This window comes from Streptomyces sp. NPDC046915 (assembly GCF_040644935.1).
Lineage (GTDB): Bacteria > Actinomycetota > Actinomycetes > Streptomycetales > Streptomycetaceae > Streptomyces.
In genome coordinates, this window is record NZ_JBEYXB010000020.1 from 57,402 (window position 1) to 84,086 (window position 26,685).

The 26,685-nt window shown below is 70.4% G+C and carries 29 protein-coding genes; 8 read left to right on the forward strand and 21 right to left on the reverse strand.

Annotated features, from left to right (window positions below):
- The first annotated feature begins 52 nt into the window (after positions 1-52).
- The 5 genes from ABZ915_RS37800 (at position 53) to ABZ915_RS37820 (ending at position 5,055) form a co-directional block, all read left to right on the forward strand.
- A complete protein-coding gene (locus tag ABZ915_RS37800; RefSeq protein WP_361812890.1) occupies positions 53-988 on the forward strand; it encodes an SPFH domain-containing protein in 936 nt (311 codons plus the stop codon).
- On the forward strand, positions 985-1,227 hold the full coding sequence (locus tag ABZ915_RS37805) for a hypothetical protein (protein WP_361812892.1): 243 nt from the start codon (positions 985-987) through the stop codon (positions 1,225-1,227). Before ABZ915_RS37800 ends, ABZ915_RS37805 begins: the two co-directional genes overlap by 4 nt.
- A gap of 290 nt (positions 1,228-1,517) precedes the next feature.
- Positions 1,518-2,042 carry a PadR family transcriptional regulator gene (locus ABZ915_RS37810; RefSeq protein WP_361812894.1) on the forward strand — a complete coding sequence of 175 codons (525 nt, stop codon included), beginning with the start codon at positions 1,518-1,520 and terminating at the stop codon, positions 2,040-2,042.
- Entirely contained in the window at positions 2,039-2,728 is a 690-nt protein-coding gene (locus tag ABZ915_RS37815) for an ABC transporter ATP-binding protein (RefSeq protein WP_361812896.1), read from the forward strand. The genes ABZ915_RS37810 and ABZ915_RS37815 overlap by 4 nt, the downstream gene beginning before the upstream one ends.
- Positions 2,725-5,055: an FtsX-like permease family protein gene (locus ABZ915_RS37820; protein WP_361812898.1), complete on the forward strand. Its 2,331-nt coding sequence runs from the start codon at positions 2,725-2,727 to the stop codon at positions 5,053-5,055. The genes ABZ915_RS37815 and ABZ915_RS37820 overlap by 4 nt, the downstream gene beginning before the upstream one ends.
- Positions 5,056-5,088: 33 nt before the next feature.
- Here the strand turns inward: ABZ915_RS37820 and ABZ915_RS37825 are convergent, their stop codons facing one another.
- The gene (locus tag ABZ915_RS37825) at positions 5,089-6,036 is read right to left on the reverse strand and encodes a LysR substrate-binding domain-containing protein (RefSeq protein WP_361813074.1); all 948 of its coding nucleotides are present in this window, start codon (positions 6,034-6,036) and stop codon (positions 5,089-5,091) included.
- A 138-nt stretch (positions 6,037-6,174) separates the two neighbouring features.
- Between ABZ915_RS37825 and ABZ915_RS37830 the strand changes: the two genes are divergently transcribed.
- Together ABZ915_RS37830 and ABZ915_RS37835 are read left to right on the forward strand one after the other, a co-directional pair.
- On the forward strand, positions 6,175-6,729 hold the full coding sequence (locus ABZ915_RS37830) for a peroxiredoxin (RefSeq protein WP_361812900.1): 555 nt from the start codon (positions 6,175-6,177) through the stop codon (positions 6,727-6,729).
- A 6-nt stretch (positions 6,730-6,735) separates the two neighbouring features.
- A complete protein-coding gene (locus ABZ915_RS37835) occupies positions 6,736-7,269 on the forward strand; it encodes an alkyl hydroperoxide reductase (protein WP_361812902.1) in 534 nt (177 codons plus the stop codon).
- A 173-nt stretch (positions 7,270-7,442) separates the two neighbouring features.
- Here ABZ915_RS37835 and ABZ915_RS37840 read toward each other — a convergent pair whose 3' ends face one another.
- The 6 genes from ABZ915_RS37840 to ABZ915_RS37865 all read right to left on the reverse strand — a co-directional run bounded on the left by ABZ915_RS37840 (position 7,443) and on the right by ABZ915_RS37865 (position 14,931).
- Positions 7,443-8,744 (reverse strand): AI-2E family transporter, encoded by a 1,302-nt coding sequence (locus tag ABZ915_RS37840; protein WP_361812904.1) that lies wholly within the window; start codon positions 8,742-8,744, stop codon positions 7,443-7,445.
- Between the two features lie 159 nt (positions 8,745-8,903).
- Positions 8,904-9,635 (reverse strand): transglycosylase SLT domain-containing protein, encoded by a 732-nt coding sequence (locus ABZ915_RS37845; protein WP_361812906.1) that lies wholly within the window; start codon positions 9,633-9,635, stop codon positions 8,904-8,906.
- 399 nt (positions 9,636-10,034) lie between these two features.
- Positions 10,035-11,360: a PhoH family protein gene (locus ABZ915_RS37850; RefSeq protein WP_361812908.1), complete on the reverse strand. Its 1,326-nt coding sequence runs from the start codon at positions 11,358-11,360 to the stop codon at positions 10,035-10,037.
- Between the two features lie 375 nt (positions 11,361-11,735).
- Positions 11,736-12,509 carry an isoprenyl transferase gene (locus tag ABZ915_RS37855; RefSeq protein ID WP_361812910.1) on the reverse strand — a complete coding sequence of 258 codons (774 nt, stop codon included), beginning with the start codon at positions 12,507-12,509 and terminating at the stop codon, positions 11,736-11,738.
- A 653-nt stretch (positions 12,510-13,162) separates the two neighbouring features.
- The gene (locus ABZ915_RS37860; protein WP_361812912.1) at positions 13,163-13,948 is read right to left on the reverse strand and encodes a methyltransferase domain-containing protein; all 786 of its coding nucleotides are present in this window, start codon (positions 13,946-13,948) and stop codon (positions 13,163-13,165) included.
- A gap of 110 nt (positions 13,949-14,058) precedes the next feature.
- Positions 14,059-14,931 (reverse strand): LLM class flavin-dependent oxidoreductase, encoded by an 873-nt coding sequence (locus ABZ915_RS37865; RefSeq protein WP_361812914.1) that lies wholly within the window; start codon positions 14,929-14,931, stop codon positions 14,059-14,061.
- A 60-nt stretch (positions 14,932-14,991) separates the two neighbouring features.
- Here ABZ915_RS37865 and ABZ915_RS37870 point away from each other — a divergent pair, with 60 nt between their 5' ends.
- Positions 14,992-15,387, forward strand: a complete 396-nt coding sequence (locus tag ABZ915_RS37870; protein ID WP_361812916.1) for a DUF192 domain-containing protein — start codon at positions 14,992-14,994, stop codon at positions 15,385-15,387.
- Here ABZ915_RS37870 and ABZ915_RS37875 read toward each other — a convergent pair.
- The 14 genes from ABZ915_RS37875 to ABZ915_RS37940 form a co-directional block, all read right to left on the reverse strand.
- Positions 15,368-15,979, reverse strand: a complete 612-nt coding sequence (locus ABZ915_RS37875; protein ID WP_361812918.1) for an OmpA family protein — start codon at positions 15,977-15,979, stop codon at positions 15,368-15,370. The genes ABZ915_RS37870 and ABZ915_RS37875 overlap by 20 nt on opposite strands.
- A 7-nt stretch (positions 15,980-15,986) precedes the next feature.
- Positions 15,987-16,568 carry a hypothetical protein gene (locus ABZ915_RS37880; protein ID WP_361812919.1) on the reverse strand — a complete coding sequence of 194 codons (582 nt, stop codon included), beginning with the start codon at positions 16,566-16,568 and terminating at the stop codon, positions 15,987-15,989.
- Positions 16,569-16,584: 16 nt separating this feature from the next.
- Entirely contained in the window at positions 16,585-17,199 is a 615-nt protein-coding gene (locus ABZ915_RS37885) for a pilus assembly protein TadG-related protein (RefSeq protein ID WP_361813076.1), read from the reverse strand.
- Entirely contained in the window at positions 17,196-17,384 is a 189-nt protein-coding gene (locus tag ABZ915_RS37890; RefSeq protein ID WP_361813078.1) for a hypothetical protein, read from the reverse strand. The genes ABZ915_RS37885 and ABZ915_RS37890 overlap by 4 nt, the downstream gene beginning before the upstream one ends.
- A 92-nt stretch (positions 17,385-17,476) precedes the next feature.
- Complete coding sequence (locus ABZ915_RS37895; protein WP_361812921.1) at positions 17,477-18,232, reverse strand: response regulator transcription factor; 756 nt, start codon at positions 18,230-18,232, stop codon at positions 17,477-17,479.
- Between the two features lie 12 nt (positions 18,233-18,244).
- Positions 18,245-19,570 (reverse strand): histidine kinase, encoded by a 1,326-nt coding sequence (locus ABZ915_RS37900; RefSeq protein WP_361812923.1) that lies wholly within the window; start codon positions 19,568-19,570, stop codon positions 18,245-18,247.
- A 20-nt stretch (positions 19,571-19,590) separates the two neighbouring features.
- Complete coding sequence (locus tag ABZ915_RS37905) at positions 19,591-20,478, reverse strand: DUF5936 domain-containing protein (protein WP_361813080.1); 888 nt, start codon at positions 20,476-20,478, stop codon at positions 19,591-19,593.
- Positions 20,479-20,494: 16 nt separating this feature from the next.
- Positions 20,495-21,439: a type II secretion system F family protein gene (locus tag ABZ915_RS37910; protein WP_361812925.1), complete on the reverse strand. Its 945-nt coding sequence runs from the start codon at positions 21,437-21,439 to the stop codon at positions 20,495-20,497.
- Positions 21,440-21,447: 8 nt separating this feature from the next.
- Positions 21,448-22,785, reverse strand: a complete 1,338-nt coding sequence (locus ABZ915_RS37915) for a CpaF family protein (RefSeq protein WP_361812927.1) — start codon at positions 22,783-22,785, stop codon at positions 21,448-21,450.
- Between the two features lie 19 nt (positions 22,786-22,804).
- Complete coding sequence (locus tag ABZ915_RS37920) at positions 22,805-23,167, reverse strand: TadE/TadG family type IV pilus assembly protein (protein WP_361812928.1); 363 nt, start codon at positions 23,165-23,167, stop codon at positions 22,805-22,807.
- Position 23,168: 1 nt separating this feature from the next.
- Complete coding sequence (locus tag ABZ915_RS37925) at positions 23,169-23,498, reverse strand: pilus assembly protein (protein ID WP_361813082.1); 330 nt, start codon at positions 23,496-23,498, stop codon at positions 23,169-23,171.
- A gap of 47 nt (positions 23,499-23,545) precedes the next feature.
- On the reverse strand, positions 23,546-24,796 hold the full coding sequence (locus tag ABZ915_RS37930; RefSeq protein ID WP_361812930.1) for an AAA family ATPase: 1,251 nt from the start codon (positions 24,794-24,796) through the stop codon (positions 23,546-23,548).
- 12 nt (positions 24,797-24,808) lie between these two features.
- Positions 24,809-25,510, reverse strand: a complete 702-nt coding sequence (gene cpaB / locus ABZ915_RS37935) for a Flp pilus assembly protein CpaB (protein ID WP_361812932.1) — start codon at positions 25,508-25,510, stop codon at positions 24,809-24,811.
- Between the two features lie 76 nt (positions 25,511-25,586).
- Entirely contained in the window at positions 25,587-26,417 is an 831-nt protein-coding gene (locus ABZ915_RS37940) for a hypothetical protein (RefSeq protein WP_361813084.1), read from the reverse strand.
- Positions 26,418-26,685 lie beyond the last annotated feature (268 nt).

The following is a 26,685-nucleotide window of genomic DNA, read 5'->3' on the forward strand; positions in this document are numbered from 1 at the left end:
AGAACTAAGCTAGGCGCCGAAGGCCGGCACCTACTGGAACGGGGGCCCACCCATGTCCACGCACGACGCGTCCGTCACGGCCGACGTACCCGAGATGCCCGCCCCGCGCGTACGGGAGTTCCCGGCGCACAGCATCGGCGGCGGCCTGGCCCTGCTGCTCGGCCTGCTCGGACTGCTGCTCGGCGCCGGGATGATCGCCACCGCCACGGCCGTCACGGCGAGCGGCGGCAAGGCCGCGCTGATCGTCGGCGGCATCCTGGTCGGCATCGCCGCGTTCCTCGCGATGTGCGGGCTGAACACGGTGGCGCCGGGCGAGGCGCGGGTGGTCCAGCTCTTCGGGCGGTACCGGGGGACGATCCGCGAGGACGGGCTGCGCTGGGTGAACCCGTTCACCTCGCGCACGAAGATATCGACGCGGGTCCGCAACCACGAGACCGCCGTACTGAAGGTCAACGACGCCTACGGCAACCCGATCGAGCTGGCCGCGGTCGTGGTCTGGAAGGTCCAGGACACCGCCCAGGCGACCTTCGAGGTGGACGACTACACGGAGTTCGTCGCCACGCAGACCGAGACGGCCGTACGGCACATCGCCATCGAGTACCCCTACGACGCCCACGAGGAGGACGGCCTCTCGCTGCGCGGCAACGCCGAGGAGATCACCGAGAAGCTCGCGGTGGAGCTGCACGCGCGCGTGGAGGCGGCCGGAGTACGGATCATCGAGTCGCGGTTCACGCATCTCGCGTACGCTCCCGAGATCGCCTCGGCGATGCTCCAGCGGCAGCAGGCCGGCGCGGTGGTCGCCGCGCGGCGGCAGATCGTGGACGGGGCGGTCGGCATGGTCGAGGCGGCGCTCGCCCGGATCGCGGACCGGGACATCGTGGAGCTGGACGAGGAGCGCAAGGCGGCGATGGTCTCCAACCTCATGGTCGTACTGTGCGGTGACCGCGCGCCGCAGCCCGTACTGAACACAGGGACCCTTTACCAGTGACAGATCCCTCCGGGGGTTCGGCCCCCCAGCGTCGGCCGCAGCAGCGCAAGCAGGTGCTGCTGCGGCTGGACCCGTCGGTGTACGACGCGCTGGCCCGCTGGGCCGGGGACGAACTGCGATCGGCCAACGCCCAGATCGAATTCCTCCTCCGCAAGGCCCTGGCCGAGGCAGGCCGCCTACCGAAGGAAACCGGCCCCCTCCCCCGCCGGGGACGACCACCGGGCGGCCCTGCCGCATAGCCCTGCGGCCGGCCCCGCCGGTGCGGCGCCTGCCCGGCGGACCGAGTCGAGCTGCGACCGGCGAGCGGCGAGCGGCGGCTGCCCGGCGGTCGGGCGTGCAGGAGAGCTGTCCTCCGGGGACCCGTCGGCGCACGAGGCGCGGCCCGGTGGCCGGGGTCGGCGGGCGGGGTCGAACGGGCGTGTAGCAGAACCGTGACAATCGGGTCCCACCTGCATGGGCGTACCCGGTGCCACGGGCTACACACTCCGCGTATACATACGGCGTATACACCATGTGTAGTGTGCTGGACATGTCCATCGGTCATACCCTTCTGGGGCTCCTGGAGTCCGGCCCGCGACACGGCTACGACCTGAAGCGGGCCTTCGACGAGAAGTTCGGTCACGACCGGCCGCTGCACTACGGCCAGGTCTACTCGACGATGTCCCGGCTGCTGAAGAACGGTCTCGTCGAGGTCGACGGGATCGAGGCGGGCGGCGGTCCCGAGCGCAAGCGGTACGCGATCACCGACGCCGGCGTCACCGACGTGGCGCGGTGGCTGGCGACGCCGGAGAAGCCGGAGCCGTACCTCCAGTCGACCCTGTACACCAAGGTCGTCCTCGCGCTGCTGACCCACCGGAACGCGGCCGACATCCTCGACACCCAGCGCGCAGAGCACCTGCGCAGCATGCGGATCCTGACCGACCGCAAGCGCAAGGGCGATCTGGCGGACCAACTGATCTGCGACCACGCCCTGTTCCATCTCGAGGCCGACCTGCGCTGGCTGGAACTGACCGCCGCGCGTCTCGACAAGCTCCGTGAGGCGATTACCCGATGACTCCTCCCCCCGGCTCCCTGCTCGCCGCAGCGGACCTGCGCAAGGCCTACGGCCCCACCCTCGCGCTCGACGGCGCCGAGTTCTCCATCCACCCCGGCGAGGTCGTCGCCATCATGGGCCCCTCCGGGTCCGGCAAGTCCACGCTGCTGCACTGCCTCGCCGGCATCGTGCCGCCCGACTCGGGCTCGATCACCTATGACGGGCGGGAACTCGCCACGATGAGCGACGCCCAGCGCAGTGCGCTCAGGCGCAGCGAGTTCGGGTTCGTGTTCCAGTTCGGCCAGCTGGTGCCCGAGCTGACCTGCGTGGAGAACGTGGCGCTGCCGCTGCGGCTGAACGGCACGCCCCGCAAGCAGGCCGAGCGGACCGCGCTCGGCTGGATGGAACGCCTGGAGGTCGACGACCTCAAGGGCAAGCGGCCCGGCGAGGTCTCCGGCGGCCAGGGGCAGCGCGTCGCCGTGGCGCGGGCGCTCGTCACCAGCCCCCGGGTGCTGTTCGCCGACGAGCCGACCGGCGCGCTCGACTCGCTCAACGGCGAGCGTGTGATGGAGCTGCTGACGGAAGCGGCCCGGTCGACCAACGCGGCCGTCGTGCTCGTCACGCACGAGGCCCGGGTGGCCGCCTACTCCGACCGCGAGATCGTCGTACGGGACGGCAAGTCCCGTGACATGGAGCGGGCCGTATGAGCGTGCGTCAGTGGTCCAGGGATCTGGCCATGGGGGTCCGGTTCGCCGTCGCCGGCGGACGCGAGGGCTGGGTACGGATGCTGCTGACCGGCGTCGGCGTCGGGCTCGGCGTGGCACTGCTGCTGCTGACGACGGCGGTGCCGAACGCGCTGAAGGTGCGGCACGAGCGCGAGGAGGCGCGGCTGGACTACACGTACAGCTCGAAGACGCTCTCCAAGGCGGACGACACCCTCGTCATCGCCGACATCGACTCCACGTTCCGCGGCAGCGAACTCCGCGGGCGCCTGGTGGAGCCCGAGGGACCGCACGCCCCGCTGCCGCCGGGCGTGGAGCGGTACCCGGCGACCGGCGAGATGGTGGTCTCCCCGGCACTGAAGTCGCTGCTCGCCTCCGACAGCGGGAAGCTGCTGCGGCAGCGGCTGCCGTACCGGATCGCCGGGACCATCGGGGAGACCGGGCTGGTCGGCTCGCAGGAACTCACCTACTACGCAGGCGTCAAGGGCCTCGCGGCGGAGATCAATCACTCCCAGGTCGACCGCATCGACCACTACGGCGACCCGAACCCGACGCCGGACGAGACGGACCCGGTGCTGGTCCTGCTCACCCTCGTGGTCTTCATCGTGCTGCTGACGCCGGTCGCCGTGTTCATCGCCGCGGCCGTACGGTTCGGCGGCGAGCGGCGCGACCGCAGGCTGGCGGCGCTGCGGCTGGTCGGCTCCGACAGCCGGATGACCCGCCGGATCGCGGCGGGCGAGGCCCTCGCGGGCTCGCTGCTCGGCCTGGTCCTCGGCACGGTCTTCTTCCTGATCGGCCGTGACGCGGCGGGCTCCGTCGAGCTCATGGACATCAGCGTCTTCCCCAGCTACCTCAACCCCTCCCCCCTGCTCGCCGTGCTGGTCGCGGTCGCGGTACCGGCGGCGGCCGTGGCGGTCACGCTGTTCGCGATGCGCGGGGTGGTCATCGAGCCGCTGGGCGTGATCCGTACCGCGCGGCCCGCGCGCCGGCGCCTGTGGTGGCGGCTGCTGCTGCCGCTGGCCGGGCTCGGGATGCTCTACCCGATGATCGGGAAGGGCCGGACGCACGGGGACTTCAACCAGTACCTGGTCGCCGGCGGTGTCCTCCTGCTGCTGATCGGTGTCACCGCGCTGCTGCCGTGGGTCGTGGAGACGGTCGTCGCCCGGCTCGGCTCCGGTGGTGTCGCCTGGCAACTCGCCGTACGGCGGCTTCAGTTGAGCAGTGGCACGGCCGCGCGCCTGGTCAACGGCATCGCGGTCGCGGTGGCCGGGGCGATCGCCCTCCAGATGCTGTTCTCCGGGGTGGACAACGCCTACACCAAGCAGTCGAAGAACGACGTGTCGCGGGCGCAGATGGAGGTGTCCGTGCCGAGCGGGGTGCGACTGACCGCGGCGGGCGAGAAGTTCGCGGGCACCAAGGGCGTACTCAAGGCCACCGCCCTGGCCTCCGGCGAACTCTCGACCACGCGCAAGGACCCGGAGACCTCCAGCCAGCTCACCGTCGGCGACTGCGCCGCCCTGCGCGAGGTGGCCACGCTGCCCTCCTGCCGGGACGGTGACACCTTCGTCGTCCGGGGAGGCGAGGGCGACAGCGACACGCCGAAGTTCGCGCATCCCGGCCGGACGCTGTACCTCGACCCGACCTACTCCGACGACCGGGGCGCCGAGGCCGCCTGGACCGTGCCCCGAAACATCAAGCAGGCCCAGTCCGTCAAGGACCCGACGAACGTGCGGCGCGGTGGCTTCCTGATGACTACCGGCGCCGTGCCCGCACGGGCGGCGGCCACGCTGTACGCGCGCGTCTACCTGTCGCTGGACGAGTCCGTGCCCGACGTGAAGGAGTACGCGCGCAACACGGCGGCCGAGATCTCGCCGACGGCGGACGCCATGGAGTGGTCGGCCAACGAGCAGACGAAGCAGTTCACCTCCATCCGCACCGGACTGCTCGTCGGCGCCGCCTGCGTGCTGGCGCTGATCGGCGCGAGCCTGCTGGTGTCGCAGCTGGAGCAGTTGCGCGAGCGCAGGAAGCTGCTCTCCGCCCTGGTCGCCTTCGGCACCCGGCGCCGCACCCTGAGCCTGTCCGTGCTCTGGCAGACGGCCGTCCCGATCGCCCTGGGCCTACTCCTCGCCTCCACGGTGGGCCTGACCCTGGGCGCGGTACTGCTCCGTATGACGGCCACACCGGTGCGCGTCGACTGGGCGAGCGTCCTGTCGATGACCGGCGTGGGCGCGGCGGTGGTCCTCACGGTGACCCTGCTCAGCCTGCCGCCCCTGCTGCGGCTGATGCGCCCGGAGGGGCTGCGGACGGAGTGACGTACGCCGTGGGGTGCTGAGGGGGTCGCGGTACTAGCCGTCCCCGCCCAGCACCCGGACGGGCAGCGGCCGCATTGCCTCGCGCAGTGCGGCCGCGAGCTCTTGGTACTCCGCGCCGCGGGCCGCGCCGGCGCGCATGGCGAGGGCGATACGGCGGCTCGGGGCGGGTTCGGCGAAGTAGCCGGTGAGGAGCTGGTTGCTGCGGGTCGTCTCGACCTTGAGGGCGGTGCGCGGAAGCAGGGTGCAGCCGAGTCCGCCGGCGACCAGCTGGACCAGGGTGGACAGGCCCGCCGCCGTGGTGGTGACCGGGGCGTCCTCCCGCCCGGCCTCCCGGCAGATGTCGAGCGCCTGGTCGCGCAGGCAGTGCCCCTCGTCCAGGAGCAGCAGGTTGAGCTCCCTCAGGGACTCGCGCGGGATGCCCTCGCGGCCGCCGAGCCAGTGCTCGAGCGGGGTGACGAGCACGAAGTCCTCGTCGAAGAGGGGGAGTTCCACGACCCCGGGCACGCCGAGGGGGACGGCGAGCAGCAGCAGGTCGAGACGCCCGCTGGTCAGCCCCTCGATGAGGTTGGCGGTCTGTTCCTCGTGCACCTGGAGGTCGAGGTGCGGGTAGCGGTCGTGGACCAGGTCGATGACGGTGGGCAGCAGGTAGGGCGCGACGGTGGGGATGACTCCCAGCCGCAGCACCCCCGTGAACGGCGCCCGGACCGCCTCGGCCTCCTCCAGCAGCGCCCCGACCTCGTCCAGCACCGCCTTCGCCCGTACGGCCAGCCGCTCACCGGCGGGCGAGAGCAGCACCTTGCGGGTCGTACGCTCGAGGAGCGTGACCCCGAGGGTCTCCTCCAGGGAGGACACCGCCCCGGACAGCGCGGGCTGGCTCATGCCGATGGCGGCCGCCGCGTCCCGGAAGTGCAGGTGCTCCGCGACGGCCGCGAACGCACGCAGCTGCGACAGGCTGGGCTGGCGCCGTTTGCCGCTACTCATACTCACTGATAGCCACCTCCGATCAACCAGACCGAGTGTAGCTATTTCCCGGATCAATGCACTCTGTGCCAACATCGAGAGCGTCCAACCCATGGGAAACACCGCAATACGGGTGTTTCTTCGCTGCAAGGAGAGCGTGTGCTCACTGTCGGTGACAAGTTCCCCGAGTTCGAACTGACCGCCTGCGTCTCGCTGGAGAAGGGCGCGGAGTTCGACACGATCAACCACAAGACCTACGAGGGCAAGTGGAAGATCATCTTTGCGTGGCCCAAGGACTTCACCTTCGTGTGCCCGACCGAGATCGCCGCCTTCGGCAAGCTGAACGACGAGTTCGCCGACCGTGACGCCCAGGTCCTCGGCTTCTCCGGCGACTCCGAGTTCGTCCACCACGCCTGGCGCAAGGACCACGACGACCTGCGCGACCTGCCGTTCCCGATGCTGGCCGACTCCAAGCACGAGCTGATGCGGGACCTCGGCATCGAGGGCGAGGACGGCTTCGCCAAGCGCGCCGTCTTCATCGTCGACCAGAACAACGAGATCCAGTTCTCCATGGTCACGGCGGGCTCGGTCGGCCGTAACCCCAAGGAGGTCCTGCGGGTGCTGGACGCGCTCCAGACGGACGAGCTCTGCCCGTGCAACTGGAGCAAGGGCGACGAGACGCTCGACCCGGTCAAGCTGCTGGCCGGGGAGTGACCTGACATGTCGCTCGACTCCCTCAAGTCCCGGATACCGGACTACGCCAAGGACCTGAAGCTCAACCTGGGCTCGGTCATCGGCAACTCCGAGCTGCCGGCGCAGCAGCTGTGGGGCACGGTGCTGGCGACGGCGATCGCCTCCCGCTCCCCGATCGTGCTGCGCGAGCTGGAGCCCGAGGCGAAGGCGAACCTGACGCCGGAGGCGTACACGGCGGCCAAGTCCGCCGCGGCGATCATGGCGATGAACAACGTCTTCTACCGCACGCGTCACCTGCTGTCGGACCACGAGTACGGCACCCTGCGGGCGGGGCTGCGGATGAACGTCATCGGCAACCCCGGTGTCGACAAGGTCGACTTCGAGCTGTGGTCCTTCGCGGTCTCCGCGATCAACGGCTGCGGCATGTGCCTGGACTCGCACGAGCAGGTGCTCCGCAAGGCGGGCATCGACCGTGAGGTCGTCCAGGAGGCCTTCAAGATCGCCTCTGTGGTCCAGGCGGTCGGCGTCACCCTCGACGCGGAGGCGCTGCTCGCCGAGTAAGCCGGCCTCAACCGGGCCCCGCTCACCTTTGGTGGGCGGGGCCCTCGGCGTTTCCCTGACCGCCCTGGGGGCTGCCGCCCCCAGACCCCCGCTTCGGCCTGAACGGCCTCGTCCTCAAACGCCGGACGGGCTGAGTAATGCCGGCCGACGCCCGAAGTCGGGGAACCCCGGCGCTAGGAAGCCGACGGCTCGGAAACCGGCTCCGTCGGCTGGGCTACGGCCTGGGCCGCGGCCAGGCGGCGGGTCTGTTCCTGGGAGTAGGCGCGCAGGTAGCCGACCACCGTGTTGGTGACCGCCACCAGTGGTACGGCGACGACCGCACCGCCGATTCCGGCGATCATGCCTCCGGCGGTGACGGAGAGGACCACCGCCAGCGGATGGACCCGTACCGCACGGCCCAGGATGAACGGCTGGAGGATGTGTCCCTCGATCTGCTGGACCGCCAGCACCACCGCGAGCGTCATCACCGCGGTGAACACGCCGTGGGTGACCAGCGCGACCACGACCGCCAGCGCGCCGGAGGCCACCGCTCCGACCAGCGGGATGAAGGCGAAGAGGAAGATGAAGACGGCGAGCGGCACGGCCATCGGGACGTTGAGGAAGTAGATGCCGAGGCCGATGAAGATCGCGTCGATCAGGGCGACTATCACCGTGCCGCGGACGTACGCGGTGAGCGTGCGCCAGGCACGGGGCCCCGCCCCGGCCACCCCGGGCCGCGCCGCGGCCGGCACCAGCTTCAGGGTCCACTCCCAGATGCGCAGGCCGTCGTAGAGCAGGAAGAGGGTGCAGAAGATGGTCAGCAGGATGCCCGTGAGGGCCTCCACGACCACCGTCACGCCCTCCAGGCCCGCCGACGTTATCTGGTCGGTGTTCGCCCCGATCGCCTCCCGCAGGTTCTTGGCGATCTGGTTGATCTGCTTGTCGGTGACGTGGAAGGGACTGTTCAGCAGCCACTTGCGCAGCTCGTCGATGCCGTCCTGGATCTGGTCGGAGAGGTTGTCGATGTTCTCCATCACCTGCCAGGTGACGAACCATCCGATGAGCCCCATGATGACGAAGCCGAGGATCGCGGTGAGCGCGGTGGCCGGGCCCCGCGGCAGCCCCCAGCGCCGCAGCCGCGCCACGGTGGGCTGGAGCAGCGCGGTGATGAGCAGCGCGGTGGAGAAGGCGAGCACCACCAGCTGTACGGCGCTGATGACCCGCATGAGCACCCAGACCGTGCCCGCGAGGATCAGCAGCCGCCAGCCGGCCTCGGCCGCGACCCGTACGCCCCAGGGCACCGCCTGCGCGGGGTCGGGGCGGACCGGGGCGACGACCGGCGCCCGGTCGTCGACGGGCGGCGGTTCGGCCTCGGGCGCCGGCGCCTCGGAGCCGGTCTGCTCCTTCTCCACCTCGGCCCTGCGCTCGTCCAACCGCTCGCCCATTTCGGTCAGTCCGGTTCCGAGCCGACCGAGCCACCCTGGCACTCGTGACATGATCCGTCCTCTTCCCCCGTGTCCCCGGATGCTCCCCACCACTCCCCCCGGAGTCGTCGCGTCCGACCGTACAGGGCAACAGCCCCTCACCCTAGGACGGGGAGGGGCTGCGCAAGGTTGAGAGCGGTGCCGGGGGCACCGTGTCCGGTGTGGGCCGGATCAGTAGTTGCCGTTGGCCTGCCAGTACGACCAGGCGTCACAGGGACTGCCGTAGCGCTCGTTCATGTACTGAAGGCCCCACTTGATCTGGGTGGCCGGGTTGGTCTGCCAGTCGGCACCGACTGAAGACATCTTCGAGCCGGGCAGGGCCTGAACCAGACCGTAGGCGCCGGAAGAAGGGTTGACCGCCTTGTAGTTCCAGGTGGACTCGTGGTCCACGATGTTGCTGAAGCACTGGAACTGCCCGGCTCCCACGATCTGACGCGCCATCGCCTGGACCTGCGCGACGGTGTAGGAGCTCTGCACGGGGAAGCTGCTGCTGCTGGAGGAGGAGGACTCGGTGCGGACGGCGTCGCGGCTGGCCGCTTCCTTCGCCTTGGCACGGTCCTTGGCGTCCTGGACGGCCTTCTCCGCGGCTGCCTTCTTCTGGATCGCCGTGTGGGCGGCGGCCTTGCGGGCCGCTTCCTCGGCGTCCTTCTTGGCGCTTGTGTCCGCGGCGATGGCCTGTGTGTCGGCCTGCTGCGTCAGGGACGCGGTCTGCACCTGTGCCTGCTGACCCGCGGGTATGTCCGCGAGGAGCGTGGTGTCGGCAGCCGTCGGCTCGGCGTCGTTGTTCTGCGCGACGCTGCCCGAGGCAACTCCGACGACGCTTCCGACGGCGGTGACCGCGGTGGCCGAGGCCACTGCGAATCCCCGGACCGAAATCCGGCTCACACGGTTTCCTTCCAGCATCGCCCGCTTCGGTGACCCTGGCGGACGCAATCGTGCCCCTGAACGCTGGCCTCCCTACTGCGGGGTCACGGGAGGCACGGGCCCGGTGGGCGACTCCCGGAGGAGAGCCGTGTGGTGCTCGGGCGGCATACGACCTTCGGTATGGAGTTGAAGGTGGTGCTCAAGTGGTGCCGTACCGCTGGGGGTACAGATGCGTCGTATGCGGGGCCTGACAGGAGTGAGACTCTGCCGTAACCGGACGGTGGGTGGCAATTCTGAGTTGCGTGTGAAAGCTCACATCCGGTTTGGCCCTGGGGATTTCAAGAAACGCCCACACACGAAGGCGCCGCCCGGCTAGGCTCTGGACCTTTGCCGGGCGGCGCCAACTGGCTGCCGAATCGACCCGATTGGGCATTCGGGTCAGATGTGGCCGTCCTCCAGCATTTCGGTCACAAGTGCGGCGATCTGGGACCTCTCGGACCGCGTCAGCGTGACATGCGCGAAGAGCGGATGCCCCTTCAGTTTCTCCACCACGGCGACCACGCCGTCGTAGCGACCGACTCGCAAGTTGTCCCTTTGCGCCACGTCATGGGTCAGAACGACCCGCGAATTGGCGCCGATCCGGGACAGAACGGTCAGCAGAACATTCCGTTCGAGCGACTGCGCCTCGTCGACGATCACGAACGCGTCGTGGAGTGAACGGCCACGGATGTGGGTGAGCGGCAGGACCTCCAGCATCCCGCGCGCGGTGACCTCCTCTATGACCTCGCGACTGGTGACCGCGGAGAGCGTGTCGAAGACCGCCTGGGCCCAGGGGCTCATCTTCTCCGCCTCGGAACCCGGCAGATAGCCGAGCTCCTGCCCGCCGACCGCGTACAGCGGGCGGAAGACCATCACCTTCTGGTGCTGGCGGCGCTCCAGGACCGCCTCCAGGCCCGCGCACAGCGCCAGCGCCGACTTGCCCGTGCCGGCCCGGCCGCCCATCGAGACGATCCCGACGTCCGGGTCGAGGAGCAGGTCGAGCGCGATCCGCTGCTCGGCGCTGCGGCCCTTGATGCCGAACGCCTCCCGGTCGCCGCGCACCACCTGGACGTTGCCCTCGGCGGTGACCCGGCCGAGCGCCTTGCCGCGCTCCGACTGGATCGTCAGGCCGGTGTGCACCGGGAGCTCGGAGGCCTCCGGCACATACACATGGCCTTCCTCGAAGAGGATGTCCACCTGCTCGGCGGACAGCGTCAGTTCGGACATCCCGGTCCAGCCGGAGGAGTCCGTGATGGCGAGTTCGGCGCGGTACTCCTCCGCCAGGAGTCCCACGGACGACGCCTTGATCCTCAGGGGCAGGTCCTTCGACACGACGGTGACGTCGTACCCCTCGGCCTGAAGGTTGCGGGCGACCGCGAGGATGCGGGAGTCGTTGTCCCCCATGCGGTAGCCGGTGGGCAACACGCTGGGGTCCGAGTGGTTGAGCTCGACACGGACCGTTCCGCCGAGTTCCCCGATCGGGATGGGGGCATCGAGGCGACCATGCTTCACCCGGTAGTCGTCGAGCAGGCGCAGGGCCTGCCGGGCGAAGTAGCCGAGTTCGGGATGGTGCCGCTTGGCCTCCAGCTCCGTCACCACGACGATGGGAAGCACTACCTCGTGCTCCTCGAAGCGGGTCAGGGCGTTCGGGTCGGCCAGCAGGACGCTGGTGTCGAGAACATAGGTGCGCCGGTCTGGCTTGTGGCGCTTTGTGCTGGTCACCACGGAAGGACGTACCCCCTCGGATGAGGTCGGGGAGCGACGAGAAGGAGACTGGGCCGGGTGGGCGGGAACCAGTCGGGCCGGTGGTCGGCCCCGCGCACGGCGGGCCGAGAACCGGCCCTCCGCGGCTGCTTCCGTGCAGAGAACGCACGGTCGGGCTGGTGCAAAGGGCCTCCCGGGCGGACGGCCCCGTGCCGTCCGCTGAGATGCGACGCCCGTGGTTCGGGTGTCGACCTGCTTGGCTTATGCCCTCGAACAAGCGGCGCCATGCAAATGCATGAGACGGCGCGCCGATGAACTCCTTGTTACACCCGCCTGAAATGGGGTATACGCGGCCCTTTCCCCCAGGGGTACGTCCTGGGAGCGGGTACCCGCTGCTCAGCCGCCGTAACGCCGGTGACGTGCGGCGTAGTCGCGCAGGGCGCGCAGGAAGTCGACCTTGCGGAAGGCCGGCCAGAAGACCTCACAGAAGTAGTACTCCGAGTGAGCCGTCTGCCACAGCATGAATCCGGACAGCCGCTGCTCGCCGCTGGTGCGGATCACCAGGTCGGGGTCGGGCTGGTCGCGGGTGTAGAGGTGACGGCCGATCATGTCGACGTCGACGGACTCGGTGAGGTCCTCCAGGGAGACCCCCTTGTCCTGGGCCTCGTGGAGCATCGAGCGGACCGCGTCGGCGATCTCCTGGCGGCCGCCGTAGCCGATGGCGACGTTGACGAGTATCCCGTCGACGTGCGCGGTCGCCTCCTCGGCCTCCTTCAGCGCCGTCTGCATCTGGGAGGGCAGGATGTCGGGCGTGCCGACGTGGTGCACCCGCCAGCGGCCGTCGGCGGCCAGCGTGCGCACGACGTCCTCGATGATGCCGAGGAGCGGGACGAGCTCCTCCTTGGGCCGGTCCAGGTTGTCCGTGGACAGCAGCCACAACGTGACGCCCTCGACGTCCGTCTCGGTGCACCAGCCGAGGAACTCCTCGATCTTCTCGGCACCGGCCCGGTGTCCGTGGACGGTGCTGGAGCCGGCGGCCTTCGCCCACCGACGGTTGCCGTCCATGATGACGCCGATGTGCTTGGGCACCTGAGCGTGGTCCAGGTGGCCTTCCACCCGGCGTGCGTACAGCCTGACCAGCAGGCCGCGCAGCCTGTCGCGCAGGTTCACGTGATTGTCAGCCCCTCCGGTATGGCGGTCCCCGCGGGCGAAGCCTACCCCTGCGGGGCTTTGGCGGGGGAATTCCGGGGCCTGAGGCGGTCGGTTGGGCGCGGCCCCGACGGGCTCGCGACCCCAGAAAAAAACGGGCCGGTCCGTGGGGGGGAGACGGACCGGCCCGAGGGGGGGTTTCCACCATAACCCTTCGTAAGGGCGAATGCGTGCATCAACGCCGGACAACTACTCTCCGGAGTCGTCCGGCGACGCGGTGGTGAGCCCGGAATGCTTCATTCAAGGGGTTCGCATGGCCGAAACACAGCGGATTCCCAGGCAAACAGGCCGTATCTGGAGAGATCAAGAGGATCTGCGCCCCCTCGGGCGCCACCCGGCCGGCCGAGTCCCGCGTCCCTCCGACGGGCGACCCGGTCGCGAACGGCCGCTTGACGCGCACCCCGACCGGCACCGACCGGATTCCGGCACCGCGCAGCCCCCTCCACTGCGCGGCACCACCCACGCAGCTTTGCTTGCGCGAATTACCTTGGTCTGAACTTACGTGAGCCGCGACGCGCAGACGAGTCGTCAGGGACAACGATGCGGAAACTCCGGGGATATGAACGACGAACACCACAGCGATCCACCCCCTTACGCACGAATAGCCTGATTTGCTACTCCGTCGGCTTCCGGGCGTCGAAGAGATGCCGGGTGCTGTGCGCGACGAACGGGCCCTCGGCCTCGATCCGCTCGTGCAGGGCGCGCAGCCGGGGCTCGTAGGCCGTCACGGTGAAACCGGGCACCATCCAGATCACCTTGCGCAGGAAGTGGACGACGGCGGCGATGTCGTGGAACTCCATCCGCAGCCGCTCGGCCCGCAGCTCGACGACCTCCAGCCCCGCCGCCTCGGCCTCGGCCCGCTCCCGTTCGGGATGCCGGTCGCTGCGCGACTCGTCCGGCTGGGGCCCGAGGAAGTGCTCCACGAGTTCGAAGACACTGTTCGGCCCGACGTGCTGGGCGAAGTAGGCCCCGCCCGGCCGCAGCACGCGGGCGATCTCCCGCCACTGCGGGCGCACCGGGTGCCGGCTGAGGACCAGATCGAAGGCCTCGTCGGCGAAGGGCAGCGGCGCGTCCTCCGGCGCGGCGACCACCACGACGCCCCGCGGCCGCAGCAGGGCGGTCGCCTTGGCGGCGTTCGGCGGCCAGCCCTCGGTGGCGGCGAGCAGCACCGGCCGGGCGGGAGCCGCCGTACCGAGGGCGAAGCCGAACACTTCCCCGCCCCCGGTCTGGACGTCGAGCGCGGCCGTGGCCCCGGCCAGCCGGTGGCCCGCCGAGCGGGCGTACCCCCACGAGGGCCGCGCCTCGGTGGCCCGCCCCTCGAACCAGGAGAAGTCCCACCCCTCGGTGGGCACGGCGGCACCCTCGGCGACCAGGTCCTCGAACGTACGGTTCTCTGCCATGCGGTGATCGTCGCAGCCGGGTGTCAGGGGACGCCGCCGATTTCCCGGGCGTCAGGGCCCGGCCGCCGATGCCTCAGCCTCAGCCTCTGCCTCCGCCTCAATACGGCTGCCTACGGCACGAGGGGCCGTACCTCCTCGGCCACGAAGCGCACGAACCCCTCCGGGTCGGGCTCGTCGCCCGTCGGCTGGAGGACCACCGTGTCGGCTCCGGCGTCGACGATCCTCCGCACGGCCTCGGCGACGACCCGCGCGTCCCCGGCGACACCGAGGTCCGGGACGTCGGCGACCCCCTCGGCGGCCAGCTCGGCGCCCAGTCGCGCGGCGGCATCGGCTCCCGTGGCGGCGAGCAGGTAGACGACGACCTTGTGGGGCTCGTCCCGCCCGGCCGCCTTCCGCCCCTCGTCGATGAGTTGCCGCGCCGCGCGCACACCGTCCGGTGCCGTGCTCGCGGTGAGCAACGTCCCGTCCGCCGCCTCGCCGGCCAGCCGCAGCGTACGCGGCCCGGTGGCACCGGCGAGCACCTCGACCGGCCCCTCGGGCGGCCAGTCGAGAGCGACGTCGTCCAGTTTCACGTACCGCCCTTCGGTGGTGAGCCGCTCCCCGCGCAACAGGGCCCGCAGCGCCAGCAGATGCTCCCGCAGCAGCGTCACCGGCGACTCGGCCCGCGCCCCCACCTGCCCCATCCACTCCTGCACCCCGTGCCCGACGACGACCGTCGCGCGTCCCGGGAACATCCGGTGCAGCCCGGCCGTCTCCATCGCCGTGACGGCGACGTTCCGCAGCGGCACGGGCAGCAGTCCCACCCCGATCCGCACCCGCTCGGTCCAGGCGAGCGCGGCGGCGGCCGTGGAGATCCCGCCCTCCCGGAAGCAGTCCTCCCACAACCAGAGTTCCTCGAGTCCTGTGCTGTCCGCGAGCCGGGCCACGGCCCGCAGGCGTTCCGGGGGCAGTTGGGGACGGAATACGACACCGAGTGCAGTCATGCCACCTTCGTATCCCCCGAGGACGTGGCTCACAACTGGTTTCCGGGTACGGTCGCTTCCATGGGGCGGTGGCGGGACGGACGGGGCAGGCTCACGGTCCTGGGTGACGACGGATCGGACGTGGCCGACGTCGGCATCCCCCTGGAGATCGCGGCCTCCTACCGCGCCCGTACGAAGGGCCTGCTGGGGCGGGACTCCCTGGACGGGGCCATGCTGTTGTCGCCCGCCAGCGGTGTGCACACCTTCCGCATGCGGATGCCCATCGACGTCGCCTACCTCGACCGCCGACTCCACGTCATCGCCGTACGCACCATGCGCCCCGGCCGCCTGGGCCTGCCCCGGCTCCGCGCCCGGCACGTGCTGGAGGCGGAGGCGGGGGCGATGGAGGGGTGGGGGGTCCGGGCGGGGGTGCGTGTCGTGGTCGAACCCGTCGGCTCTACGAGCGCGGGAAGGTGACCTCGACCCGGCGGTTCTTCCTGCGGCCCTCCTCCGTCGAGTTGTCCGCGATCGGGTACTGCTCGCCGTAGCCCCGTACCTCGAAGGTGATGTTCGAGTCGTTCAGGTCCTGGTCCAGGACCGCCTGTACGGCGTTGGCCCGCTGCCGGGACAGGACGTCGCCGTGGGCCGACGAGCCCAGGTTGTCCGTGAAGCCGAAGACCCTGACCTGCGTCGCGTTCTGTTTCTTGATCTCGTCCGCGATCGCGTCGATACGGGCCTTCGACTCGCCGCTCAGCTTGGCGCTGTCCTTGCTGAACAGCACCTCTGCCTGTAGGGCGAACTTCACGTCCGCGTTGGTGTCCTCGCGGCGTTCGTCCCCGCTCTGGTCCTCGACGACCGACTTGATGTCCAGCACCTTGGGATCGGCGAGGGTGGCCCCCTCGGGGAGCTTGAGATCCGGGTCGGTGGGGTCGATCTTCACGGGGGCGGAGGCGGAGGGCTCGGTGCCCGGGGGGACGCTGGGGGTGTCGTCGGCGTGGGCCGTTGTGGGGGCGAGCAGGAGGAAGGCGGCCGTGGTTACGGCGAGGGGGAGGTGGCGGGTTCGGGTCACGGGGGCCTCACCCGGAGATCTGGATGGTGGCGGTGGGGAAGCCCGGCAGTTGGAAGCCGACCGCCGTGATACTCGCCGGCGGGGACGGGAACTGCATGAACACCGGGAGCGACGCACCCGCCTTCAGGTTAGGCATTCCCGTGGTGGTGAGCGGTCGACCGTCCGTGTCACGCAGGACGTAATAGCGCTTCTTGCCCTTGGAGTCCACCAACGTCGCGCCGCCGAGAGAGCTGCCGTTTTTGATGATCTCGGTCTCATTGCCACTGAGGTTGGAGGGGATCACGGCTGTGCTGCCGCTGTCGTTCTTCATGGTGCCGTTGACCGTGACGAACCCGCCGGAGTCCCGGGTGGCGGACGTGATTTGAAGAAGCAGACCGCTCGGCCCTTTCAACTCGGCCAATGGCTCGTCCGACTGTCCCTCCTGTGGACTCGGCCCGGACCCCCCGCTCTTGGAGGCAGATGCCGATGTCTCCGGCTTCTTGTCGTCGCCCCCACCGCCGCCGCATCCGGCCGCCGCGAGGGTGAGACCAATCGTCATCGTCAGCGCGACCAACCCCCTGCGGGCCTTCGGAGTGAACCGAATGATCATCGCTCTGCTTCCTTCTTCACTCGTCGTTCGCTTGTGAGTCGGCCAGGTGGACGTCGAAGAGGTCCTGAGGCTTCGGGAGGCCGGTGGGGTCGTCGGGGTCCACGTCCCAGGCCTTGTTGTCCTTGCATTTGAGCTGGGGCGGCGTGTCGTCCCCGGTCTCCCCACCGGTCGGCGGCCAGCACAGCGGCTCGATCACCGCCGTGGCGGTCGCGGTCGAGTGCATGTTCTCGGTGCCGGGGACGACGGAGTTCCCGACGGGTTTGGAGGTCTTGAGGCTCACCGTGAAGCTCAGCAGCCCATCAAGCTCGCAGTCGTTCACAGTAGCGTCGTTGTGATCAGCGAGTTGGTAGGCCCGCCAGCACGAGTCGTCGACATCCACATTGCCGTCGAAGATCTCCTGCCACTTGGTCGGGTCGCGCACCACCAGCTTCCACTTGTCCGCAAGCTGGTCGCGCCGGTTCTGTGCAGCCGCGAGAGCAGCCGCGTCCGCGGCCGTCTCGGCGCCGTTCCGATTCGCCGCGGCCTGGCCGACCGCGAGGTAGGCGAACGCAAGAAAGAGCAGACCCGCCACCACCGTGATGTAGATGGGGAAGGCCTGCCCTGCGTCGTCGAATGTGCGGGTAGGCGTCAGCCGGTGACTTCGGCGATCTTCGCCTTGATGGCGTCGAGAATCGTCTGGCCGATGTCCGTGCCCGTGATCGCCAGCACGATCGCCACCACAACCGCGATGATCCCCAGATACTCGACCGCCGTCTGCCCCCTGTCGCCCGCCCTGCGCCGCATCGCCACGGCCGCCTTCAGCATCAGGTCGCTCATGGTGTTCCCCTCCGGGTTCGCTACCGACCCGGGCACCGTACGGCCGAACATCCCTCTCGCCACAGGGCCCCAGGGCCCAATCCCGGGGCATCTCAGGCCACCCCCAGCCATTTGGCGGCCGCCTGGGAGCGGCTGGTGCTGTGGAGTTTGGCGAAGATGCGGTTGATGTGGTTCTTGACCGTCTTCTCGCTGATGAAGCAGGTGGCGGCGATCTGCTGGTTGTTCATGCCGGTTGCGATGAGGTCCATGATCTCCGCCTCCCTCGTACTCAGCCGGAACCGCGACCTAGTTGACTGTCCCACATATGATTGCACTTGCGAAAGGTATTGTGGGCCAATTTGGCTTGGGATAGCGGGGAGTTTCACGGCAGCGTGTGCAGTTGCGTGGGTTCGCGGCAATCGCGTCGCGGTCAGCGCCCCCGTCGCCGTCGGCGTGAAGTGCTCCCCGCCCGTCCTGATGTCCCGTACCGCCGTGACCAGTTGCTCCACGGTGAACTCACCGTGGACCAGATAGCCGCTCGCCCCGAGTCGTACCGCTTCCCGGATCGTCTCCGACTCCTGGCTGTACGTGAGCATGATGACCGGGGCCAGCGGCACCAGGTGGGGAAGGGCCGCCAGGCCGTCCAGCTCGGGCATGCGGACGTCGAGGAGGACGACGTCGGGGCGGTGCCGGCGGGCCGCGTCGCAGGCCTCGCGACCGTTGGCGGCTTCGGCGACCACCGTGGTGTCCTCGCGGCCGGAGAGGAGGGCGGTCAGGCCCGCCCGGACCACCGGATTGTCGTCGGCCACCACGATGCGGAGCGGTGGGGTCGGGCTCGGGCTCGGGTTCGGGTTCGGAATCGGCGGCATCGGTGCCTCCTCTCATACAGGTGGTACGGGGGTCAGGGCCGCCAGCGGGAGTTCCACGCGGACCTCCGTGCCCTGGGAGTGGTCGCCCCGGCCGATGTGGAAGCCGGCGCCCACCGACTCGGCCCGTTCGGCCATGCCGATCACGCCGAAGTGGCCCGTGCGGCGGAGGTGGTCGAGGGTGGTGCCGGGTGGCAGGCCGCGGCCGTCGTCGTAGACGGTCAGGCGGAGGAGGTCACCGTCGACCGCCATGGTGACCTCCACATGGGTGGGAGAGCCGTGGCGGTGGGCGTTCTCCATCGCCTCCGAGGCGATCGTGAGAAGCTGGCGGGCCACCGCCGGGGGGATCGGCGGGAGTTCGTGGCCGGTGGGGGTGCGGTAGGTCGTCGGGATGTCCGTGCGGGATGCGAAGTCACGGGTCCGGGCCGCGAGTTCCGTCAGTACGTCCATGCCGTGGGCGGGGTCGCCCTCGCGGCGGAGGTCGGTGAGGAGTTCCCTGGCCTCGGACGCCGCCCTGCGGGCCGAGCGGGCCACCAGTTCCGCCTGTTCGCGGAGGACGGCGGGGTCGGCGGGGTCCCTGCGGTCCGCGGACGCCGAGGCCGCCAGGCCGTCCGCCGCCAGGGCCACGCCGTAGAGGGTCTTGGTCACCGAGTCGTGCATCTCGCGGGCCAGGCGCGCGCGTTCGGCGTTCACCGCCTCCGTCACCGCCAGGCGGGCCTGGATCGTCGTCAGGGCCTGGGTGGCCGTGCCGAAGCGGAGCATCAGGTTGCGCAGGGTCGAGCCCACGGCGCCCGTGATGACGCAGAGGCCGGGAAGGAGCAACGACTCGGCCAGGGCCGCATGGTGGCCGGCCTTCAGGGTGGCGTGGACCAGGAGCAGGATCAGGGACTGGAGAGAGGCGAAGCAGGCCGCTCCCCGCCAGCTGTAGACCAGGCCGGCGAGAAGGGGGGTGCAGACGCTGACGTACGCGAGTGTGGTGTCCGGGCCGGCCGAGATCAGGAGGAGGGAGCCGAGGAGGGTGTCCGCCGCGAGGAGGCTGGGGTGGCGCAGGAGGAGGGGGCCGAAGCGTTCCCAGTCCCTGAACAGGACGTACGACGCCATGAAGGTGACGACCACCGCCGCCCCCACCAGGCGGACGCCGATGCCGGGGGCGGCGTTGATCAGGGCCGCGGGGGCGGCCAGGGCGATCATGGCCAGGCGGAAGCCGAACACCTGGCGGCACATGGCTTGCAAGGCACGCAGCTGGAGCTTTTCAGGGGCGGGTGGCTCCGGTGGGTGTTCGTCGCCGTCGGCGACTCGCCACCGTCGGACCGGTCCCACTCGCCACCTCGTCGTCGCCATCGCCATCACCCCACCCCCCTCTACTTCCCGGTGATCGAGCCGAAGTCCACGCCGGAGCCGAGGATCAGGCCGGAGGCGAGGAGGAGCATGGTGGCCGGGACCATGAAGGTGGTGATCATCAGGGTGGCCCGGGGTACCGCGCGGGCGGCCTTGCGGCGGGCGTTCTGGGCGTCCGTGCGGCGCATGTCCTTGGCGAGGGAGACCAGGGTGTCGACGATGGGCGCGCCCAGTTCCTCGCCCTGCTGAAGTGCCGTCACGAACATGGCGACCTGCTCGGAGTCGTTGCGGCGGCGGAGTTCCGCGAAGGCCTCACGGCGGCTCATGCCGAGGTCCATCTGGCGCAGGGTGATGCGCAGTTCGTCCGCCCAGGGGCCCTCGTACCGGGAGGCCACGCGGTCCAGTGCCTGGCGGAAGCCGAGGCCCGCGCTGACGACGACCGCGAGCACGTCCAGGAAGTCGGGCAGGGTCCGCTCGATGACGTCCTTGCGGATGCGGATCGCCGACCAGATGCCGACCTCCGTCCAGAACGCGCCGAAGGCCAGCAGGAGCAGGGCGACGAACCACTGACCGCGGAGGAGGAAGACCAGGAAGCCCACGCCGCCGAGTGCGCCGTACACCGCGCGCCGGGCCGCGTAGCGGTCGATGGTGAGGCCGCCGGGGTTGCCCGCGAGGTCGATCTTGCGGCGGTATCTGGCGACCTGCTTGGGGCCCATGAGGCGCAGTACCGCGGGCGCGTAGCGCATGCCCATGCGGTCGATGAGGGAGTTGGCGGCGCCGGTGCGGGTCGCGCCCACCTCCAGGGCCAGCGCCAGGTCGCCGGGCAGTTTGGCGTCCGCGCGGTACATGCGGATGCCGATGAAGGCGCCCAGGACGGCGAGGCCCATGACGAGTGCGAGGAGGAGGCCCATGTCGACGGTCACCTCCTCAGACGTCGATTCGGCTCATGCGGCGGATCAGCACGAAGCCGATCGCGTAGAGCCCGAAGGCGATGAGCACGCAGGCCTGGCCGACCGGTGAGCCGGTCATGCGGTCCAGGGCGCCGTCCTTGACGCCGTTCATCAGGAACAGGGCGCCGATGCCGAGGACGGGGACGGCGTACGAGGTCATGGTCACCTGGGAGAGCTGGGTCCGGATCTCGCGGCGGGTCTCCTTGCGTTCCTCGAGGGTCTCGGTGAGGTTGCGCAGGGCGCTGACCACCTGTCCGCCCGCCCTGTTGGACAGGACCAGGGTGGTGACCAGGACGACCAGTTCGCGGGAGGGGAGGCGGTCGGCGAGTTCGCCGAGGGCGTCGTCCATGGAGTGGCCGATCGCCAGCTGGTCGGCGACCTTGGCGAGTTCCTCGCCCGCCGGGGCCTCCAGTTCCTCCGCGGCCATGCCTATGGCGGTGCGCAGGGCGAGGCCGGCCTGGGTGGCGTTGGCCAGGATGCGGGCGAGTTCGGGGAGTTGGTTGATGAAGCGCTCGATGCGTTTCTGGCGCTGCCAGTTGAGGAACTGCCACGCCGCCCAGACGCCCAGCAGTCCGGCGAGCGGGCCGAAGAAGGGGGCCAGGGTCGCCTGGCCGATCAGCCAGAGCGCGGCCACCGTGGCGAGCATGTAGGCGAAGAACTCGCCCGGGGTGACGTCCAGGCCGGTCGCCGCCAGGCGCAGTTCCAGTTTCCGGCCCGGCGCGGTGCCGCGCAGCCGCCGGTCCAGGTTGCGGAAGCGGCGCCGGCGGCCGGTGACCGAGACCTGGCCGGTGTACGTCAGCCGGTCCACCAGCTCCGCCCGCTGGGCCCGGCCGGCCGCGTAGGCGTGCAGGCCCAGCACGGCCAGGACGCAGGTCAGCAGAGTGACGCCGGTGGTGAGGCTGACGAGGGTGTGCAGATCCATGGGGTGGCCTACCTGGCTTCTCGGGTGGTGAGCTGGTCCAGCGTGTGGGCGACGCCGAAGGCCTGGGGTATCGGCTGGCTCGCCATGTAGAGGCGGTCGGCGGTGCGGCGCGGCAGCGGGAAGTACTGGAATTCGCCGTACACCCGGCCGTCGTGGGTCATGGGCCGGGCGTCGAAGCGGGCGACGGTGGCCAGCCGGTAGGGCTCGCCGCCGTGGCTGTCCAGCAGGGCGATCTCGGTGATGCGGCGGGCCCCGTCGGCGAAGCGGGTGAGCTGGACGATGACGTCGACGGCGCTGTTGATCTGGTCGTGCAGCGCCACGAAGGGGACCTCGACGTCGGACATGGAGGCGAGGGTCTGGAGGCGGGTGAGGGCGTCCTCGGCGCTGTTGGCGTGCACGGTGGCGAGGGAGCCGTCGTGGCCGGTCGACATGGCCTGGAGCATGTCGAGGGACTCGCCGCCGCGGACCTCACCGACCACGATCCGGTCGGGGCGCATGCGCAGCGAGTTGCGGACCAGGTCGCGGATGGTGACCTGGCCCTTGCCCTCGACGTTCGGCGGACGGGACTCCAGGCGGACCACGTGCGACTGCTGGAGCTGGAGTTCGGCCGAGTCCTCGATGGTGATGATGCGTTCGTGCGCCGGGATGAGGCCGGAGAGCGCGTTGAGCAGGGTGGTCTTCCCCGTGCCGGTGGCGCCGGAGACGATGATGTTGAACTTCGACTGCACCAGGCCCGCCAGCAGGAACACCATGTGCTCGTCCAGCGAGCCCAGGCCGATCAGCTCCTGGAGGGTGAAGGAGCGCGGGAAGCGCCGGATGGTGAGGGTGGGGCCGGTCAGCGAGAGCGGCGGGATGATGACGTTCACGCGCTCGCCGGAGGGGAGGCGGGCGTCGACCATCGGGTTCGACTCGTCGACCCTTCGGTTGACCGTGGAGACGATCCGCTCGATGGTCTGCATCAGCTGGTCCTGGGAGACGAAGCGGATCGGCAGCTGCTCGACCCGGCCGCCGCGTTCCACGAAGATCGCGTCCGGGCCGTTCACCATGATCTCGGTGATCGACGCGTCCTCCAGCAGCGGCTCCAGGATGCCGAGGCCGAGCGCCTCGTCGACCACCCGGCGGATCAGCTGGGAGCGCTCCACCGTCGACAGGACCGGGCCCTCGCGGCTGATGATGTGCCCGAGCACCCGCTCCAGCCGCGCCCGGCGTTCGGCGGCGGCCAGCGAGCTCATCTCCGCGAGGTCGATCTCCTCCAGGAGCTTGGCCCGGTAGGAGGCGACCAGATGGCCGTCCTCACCCCGGCTGCCCTGCTCCTCGGGGGTGTTGATGCGTGCGCGGAGACTCATGGGTGGGGGGGCTCCTCGGTCAGTGGTCGAGCGGCATGGTGGCGGTCTTGTGGGCGTCGTCGAAGTCCCAGCCGGGGACGATGGAGGGGATGTGGACGGTGGCGGTCACGGTGACCTCCTTGTCGCCGTACGACGGCGAGCAGGAGGTGCCGCCCGCGAGCCAGCTGCTGACGGCCTGCGCGCAGGCCTCCGGCGCGCTCTCCCGCAGCGATGCCGCCCGCGCTCCCGCCCTGGCCGCCGTGCCCGCCTGCTGGGCGGTGTAGGCGATCACCCCGATCTGGATGCCGGCCATGGCGACGAGGATGAGGATCGGGATGAACCCGAGGTATTCGATGGCGACCTGGCCCCGGTCGCGGCGCCGTCGTTCGCGGTCGTACGGCATCTCAGTGCTTCGCCTCCTCCACCGCGCCCGCGTGCCCGTGCACCGTCAGGGGGAAGTCGACGGAGCCCGGGAAGAGGACGGGCACCTTGAGGGAGACGTCGGCCTGGACATAGCCGCCGCCGGTCGTGCAACTCACCTCGGCACCCCCCTTCCACGCCGCCGACAGGTCCTCCAGACCCGCCTGCTGGCACGCGCCCTGCCGCTCCCCCGGCGTCGCCGCCGTCCCCGCCCGCACTCCTTCGTCCGCAGCATTCCCAGCGAGCGTGTACGCGTACCCCGTGAGCACGCACTGCCACATCAGCACCAGCGTCAGCACGATCAACGGGGTCATGCCGAGGAACTCGATGCTGACCTGGCCCCGGTCGCCCGCCCCGCGTCTCACCCGCCCGCCTCCTTCCGGCGCCGGAAGCCCCCGGACCCCCTCTCGCCCCGTGCCCGGCCGCGTCGGCCTCCTTCGGCCGCCTTGACCAGGCCGAGCTCCCCCGCGAGGGCCCACAGGGCCTGCTTCACGGTGCTCCGGCTGTCGAGTTCGTGGATCCGCCCGGCGTCCACGGCGGCCTGGAGTTCCTTGAAGTTGGCGGGTACGGCCGTGCGGGCCAGCGCGGTGCCGGTGATGCGCTGGATGAGGGGCGGCTGGATCTCCGTACCGCGGGTGTGGCGGTTGACGACGACCGTGGTCTCCTCGGCCTTGCGGATCTGGAGCCGGTCCCACATCCGCACCGTGCGCTTGGCGGCGCGGACGGCGACCACGTCCGGGGTGGTGACCAGCAGGGCCGTGTCGGCCATCTCCACGGCGGCCGCGCCGGCGCCGCCGAGCTGGGCGCCGCAGTCGACGACGACGACCTCGTAGCGGGAGCGCAGGGCGCTGACGATCTGGCGGGCGGCGCGGTCGGTGACCTCCTCGCCGCGTTCGCCCTCGCCGGGGGCGAGCAGCAGGGCGAGGCCGGTGTCGTGGCGGAAGACGGCGTCGGCGAGGACGCGTGGGGAGATGTCGGCGATGGTCGCCAGGTCGACGACCGAGCGGCGGAACTGGATGTCCAGGTAGGAGGCGATGTCGCCGGTCTGGAGGTCCATGTCGACGAGTGCCGTGCTCCTGCCCGACGCCTGGGCGGCGAGGGCGATCTGGATGGCCGTCAGGGTGGCCCCCGTGCCCCCCTTGGCGCCGCTGACGGTGACGACGGTGCCGCCGACTCCGCTGAACACGTCGGAGCCGTGGCCGAGGTGGCGTCGTACGCCGACGGACCACTGGGCGACGGCCTGGACCCGCATCGCCAGTTCCTCGTAGCCGAGGGGGAGGGTGACCAGGCCGCGGGCGCCGGAGTCCATGGCGGCGGCGAACAGGGCGGGGCCGGCGTCGGAGGTGACGAGGATGACGCCGACGGCGGGGAAGCGCAGGGCGACTTCGCGGATCAGCTCCAGGGCCGGGACCGGGCCGATGCGTTCGTGGACGACGACGACCTCGGGCAGCTCGTCCACGGACTCGGCGGCGAGCCGGGCCAGGGTGTCGACGAGCTGGGTGGAGTCGACCACCGGCGGCACCGGTTCGGCGTCCGGGAGCTGGCTGAGCAGGGTGGTGAGGGACCGGACCGCGTCCGCGTCACCGACCGCGGGGAGAATCCTGGTGGGCATGCGGGGCGCCTCTCACTTGTCCGTCGCGAGTTCGTAGGTGCGGTCCTTGTCGGGGACGGTGGTCTCGCTGCCGGGGGCCACCAGGGCGAGCCGGACCCGCTGGGCGAACGACTCGGCGTAGGTGATGCGCTGGGCGTCGATGGTGGACAGCGCGAAGGTGATCGGGACGGCGTCGGTGGGCTGCTGGTTCTTGTTGTCGGGCTCCAGGGAGGTGAGCTTGCCGACGTCGAGGACCCGGGCGTTGGTCACGATGATCTTCGACTGGTCGGGGTCGCCCTGTTTCTTGCCCTCGAAGGTGGCGTAGACGTTGACCCGGGAGCCGGGGGTGATCTTGCCGGCGACTCCGGTGGCCGCGTCGATCATGATGGCGACCTCCTGCTGGCCCGCCTGGAGCGCGGGCTGGTCGACGATCATGTCGGTCTGGAGCAGGGAGCCCTCGCGCAGGGTGGTGACGGCGATCTTGCCCTGGATGTCGCGGAGGCTGGTGACCGCGTTGGAGGACAGCCACCGCTCGGGCATCTTGATCTTCTCGAACTGCCCGGCGTTCAAGGCCGTGTAGGGGGCCACCTCGGACCGTATCCGGTACGCGGTGACCTCGGGGCCGACCTTGGACTTCACGTCGTCGATGACGGAGAGCACGCCGGCGAAGGCGCCGAGAGCGCACAGGACCGACAGGATCAGGAGTATCACGCCGCGGCGCTGACGGGAGTTCATGAACCGTGCAACCTCATTGGGGGAATCGGTCGAGCGGGGGCGGGACGAGCGGAGAGCGGTGTGCCGTGGTGCGCCGTCAGGCGGGCGTTCGCTGTTCCAGTGCGCGTGGGGCGGGTGGCTCGTAGACGGGCGGGGTGGCGGAGCAGAAGACGCAGCGGTCGCCGATGACGTCGATGCCGCACCAGTGGCAGGTGCCGCGCCGGACCGAGGTGACCAGCTGGTAGAGCACCGACAGGTCGGCGAGATGGCTGCAGAACTCGACCACCTTCCCGGTTCCCCACCAGGCCGGGGACTCGGCGGGCAGCGCGGTCTCGCGCAGGCCGTGCACATCCCAGGACTTGGCCAGGGTTCCCCCGACCCACTCGGACTGCAACTGCCCCTTGGCGACCAGCATCCAGGTGCTGAACTCCGGGCCGGTCAGGGTCGCGTCGGGCCCGACCCGCACCAGCTGCGGCTCGGGGTGGGCGACCACGGCGAACTGGCTGCCGGGCACCCAGGACTTCGCGTGTGCCTTCAGGCCGACCGGTACGCGGTCCAGCTTGGTGACCGAGCCGAGGACCGCGCCGGTGTGGATGTAGTGGATGAGCAGCCGGCCGGCGGAGGCGAGCACGCCCGGACTGAGGTCGCAGGAGGCGAGCTGCCGCAACTGGCGTGCGAGGACGGCGACCCCGAGGGGCGGCAGCTCGGGGCGGAAGAGGGCGATGCGGTCGCTCTCCATGAGGGAGCGGAGGGTGTGCAGTCGCCGGGTCACCCCTTCGGGGACGGCCTGCGAGGACACGACGATGACGTGCCCGTGCTGGTCGACGAGCGCCTGGAGTTCGGCCAGGGCGTCCTCGAGCGGGCGTTGGTCGAGGTCCCGCAGCACGACCGCGGGCACGGTCCGCTCGTCCTGCGGCGGCAGCGCCATGTCGGCGCTGGTCACGGCAATGGCAGTTGGCACGCGCAGCTCCCCGCTCTTCACCGCTCTTCACACCCGTCGGCCCGGTCGGCTGTTACTCCCCTACGCCGGGACGACTTCATTGCGTGACTACGTGAGCACTGTAACCACGGCTCTGTGACCGGAGAACAGCGTTTGGGCAGCTGAACCGGAACTGCCTTCGCGCAACTGTGGTCATAACGGGGCAGGTTGAACATCCGGCCGGCACTTGCCCGGCACTCGAAATTGGTCTGTACCT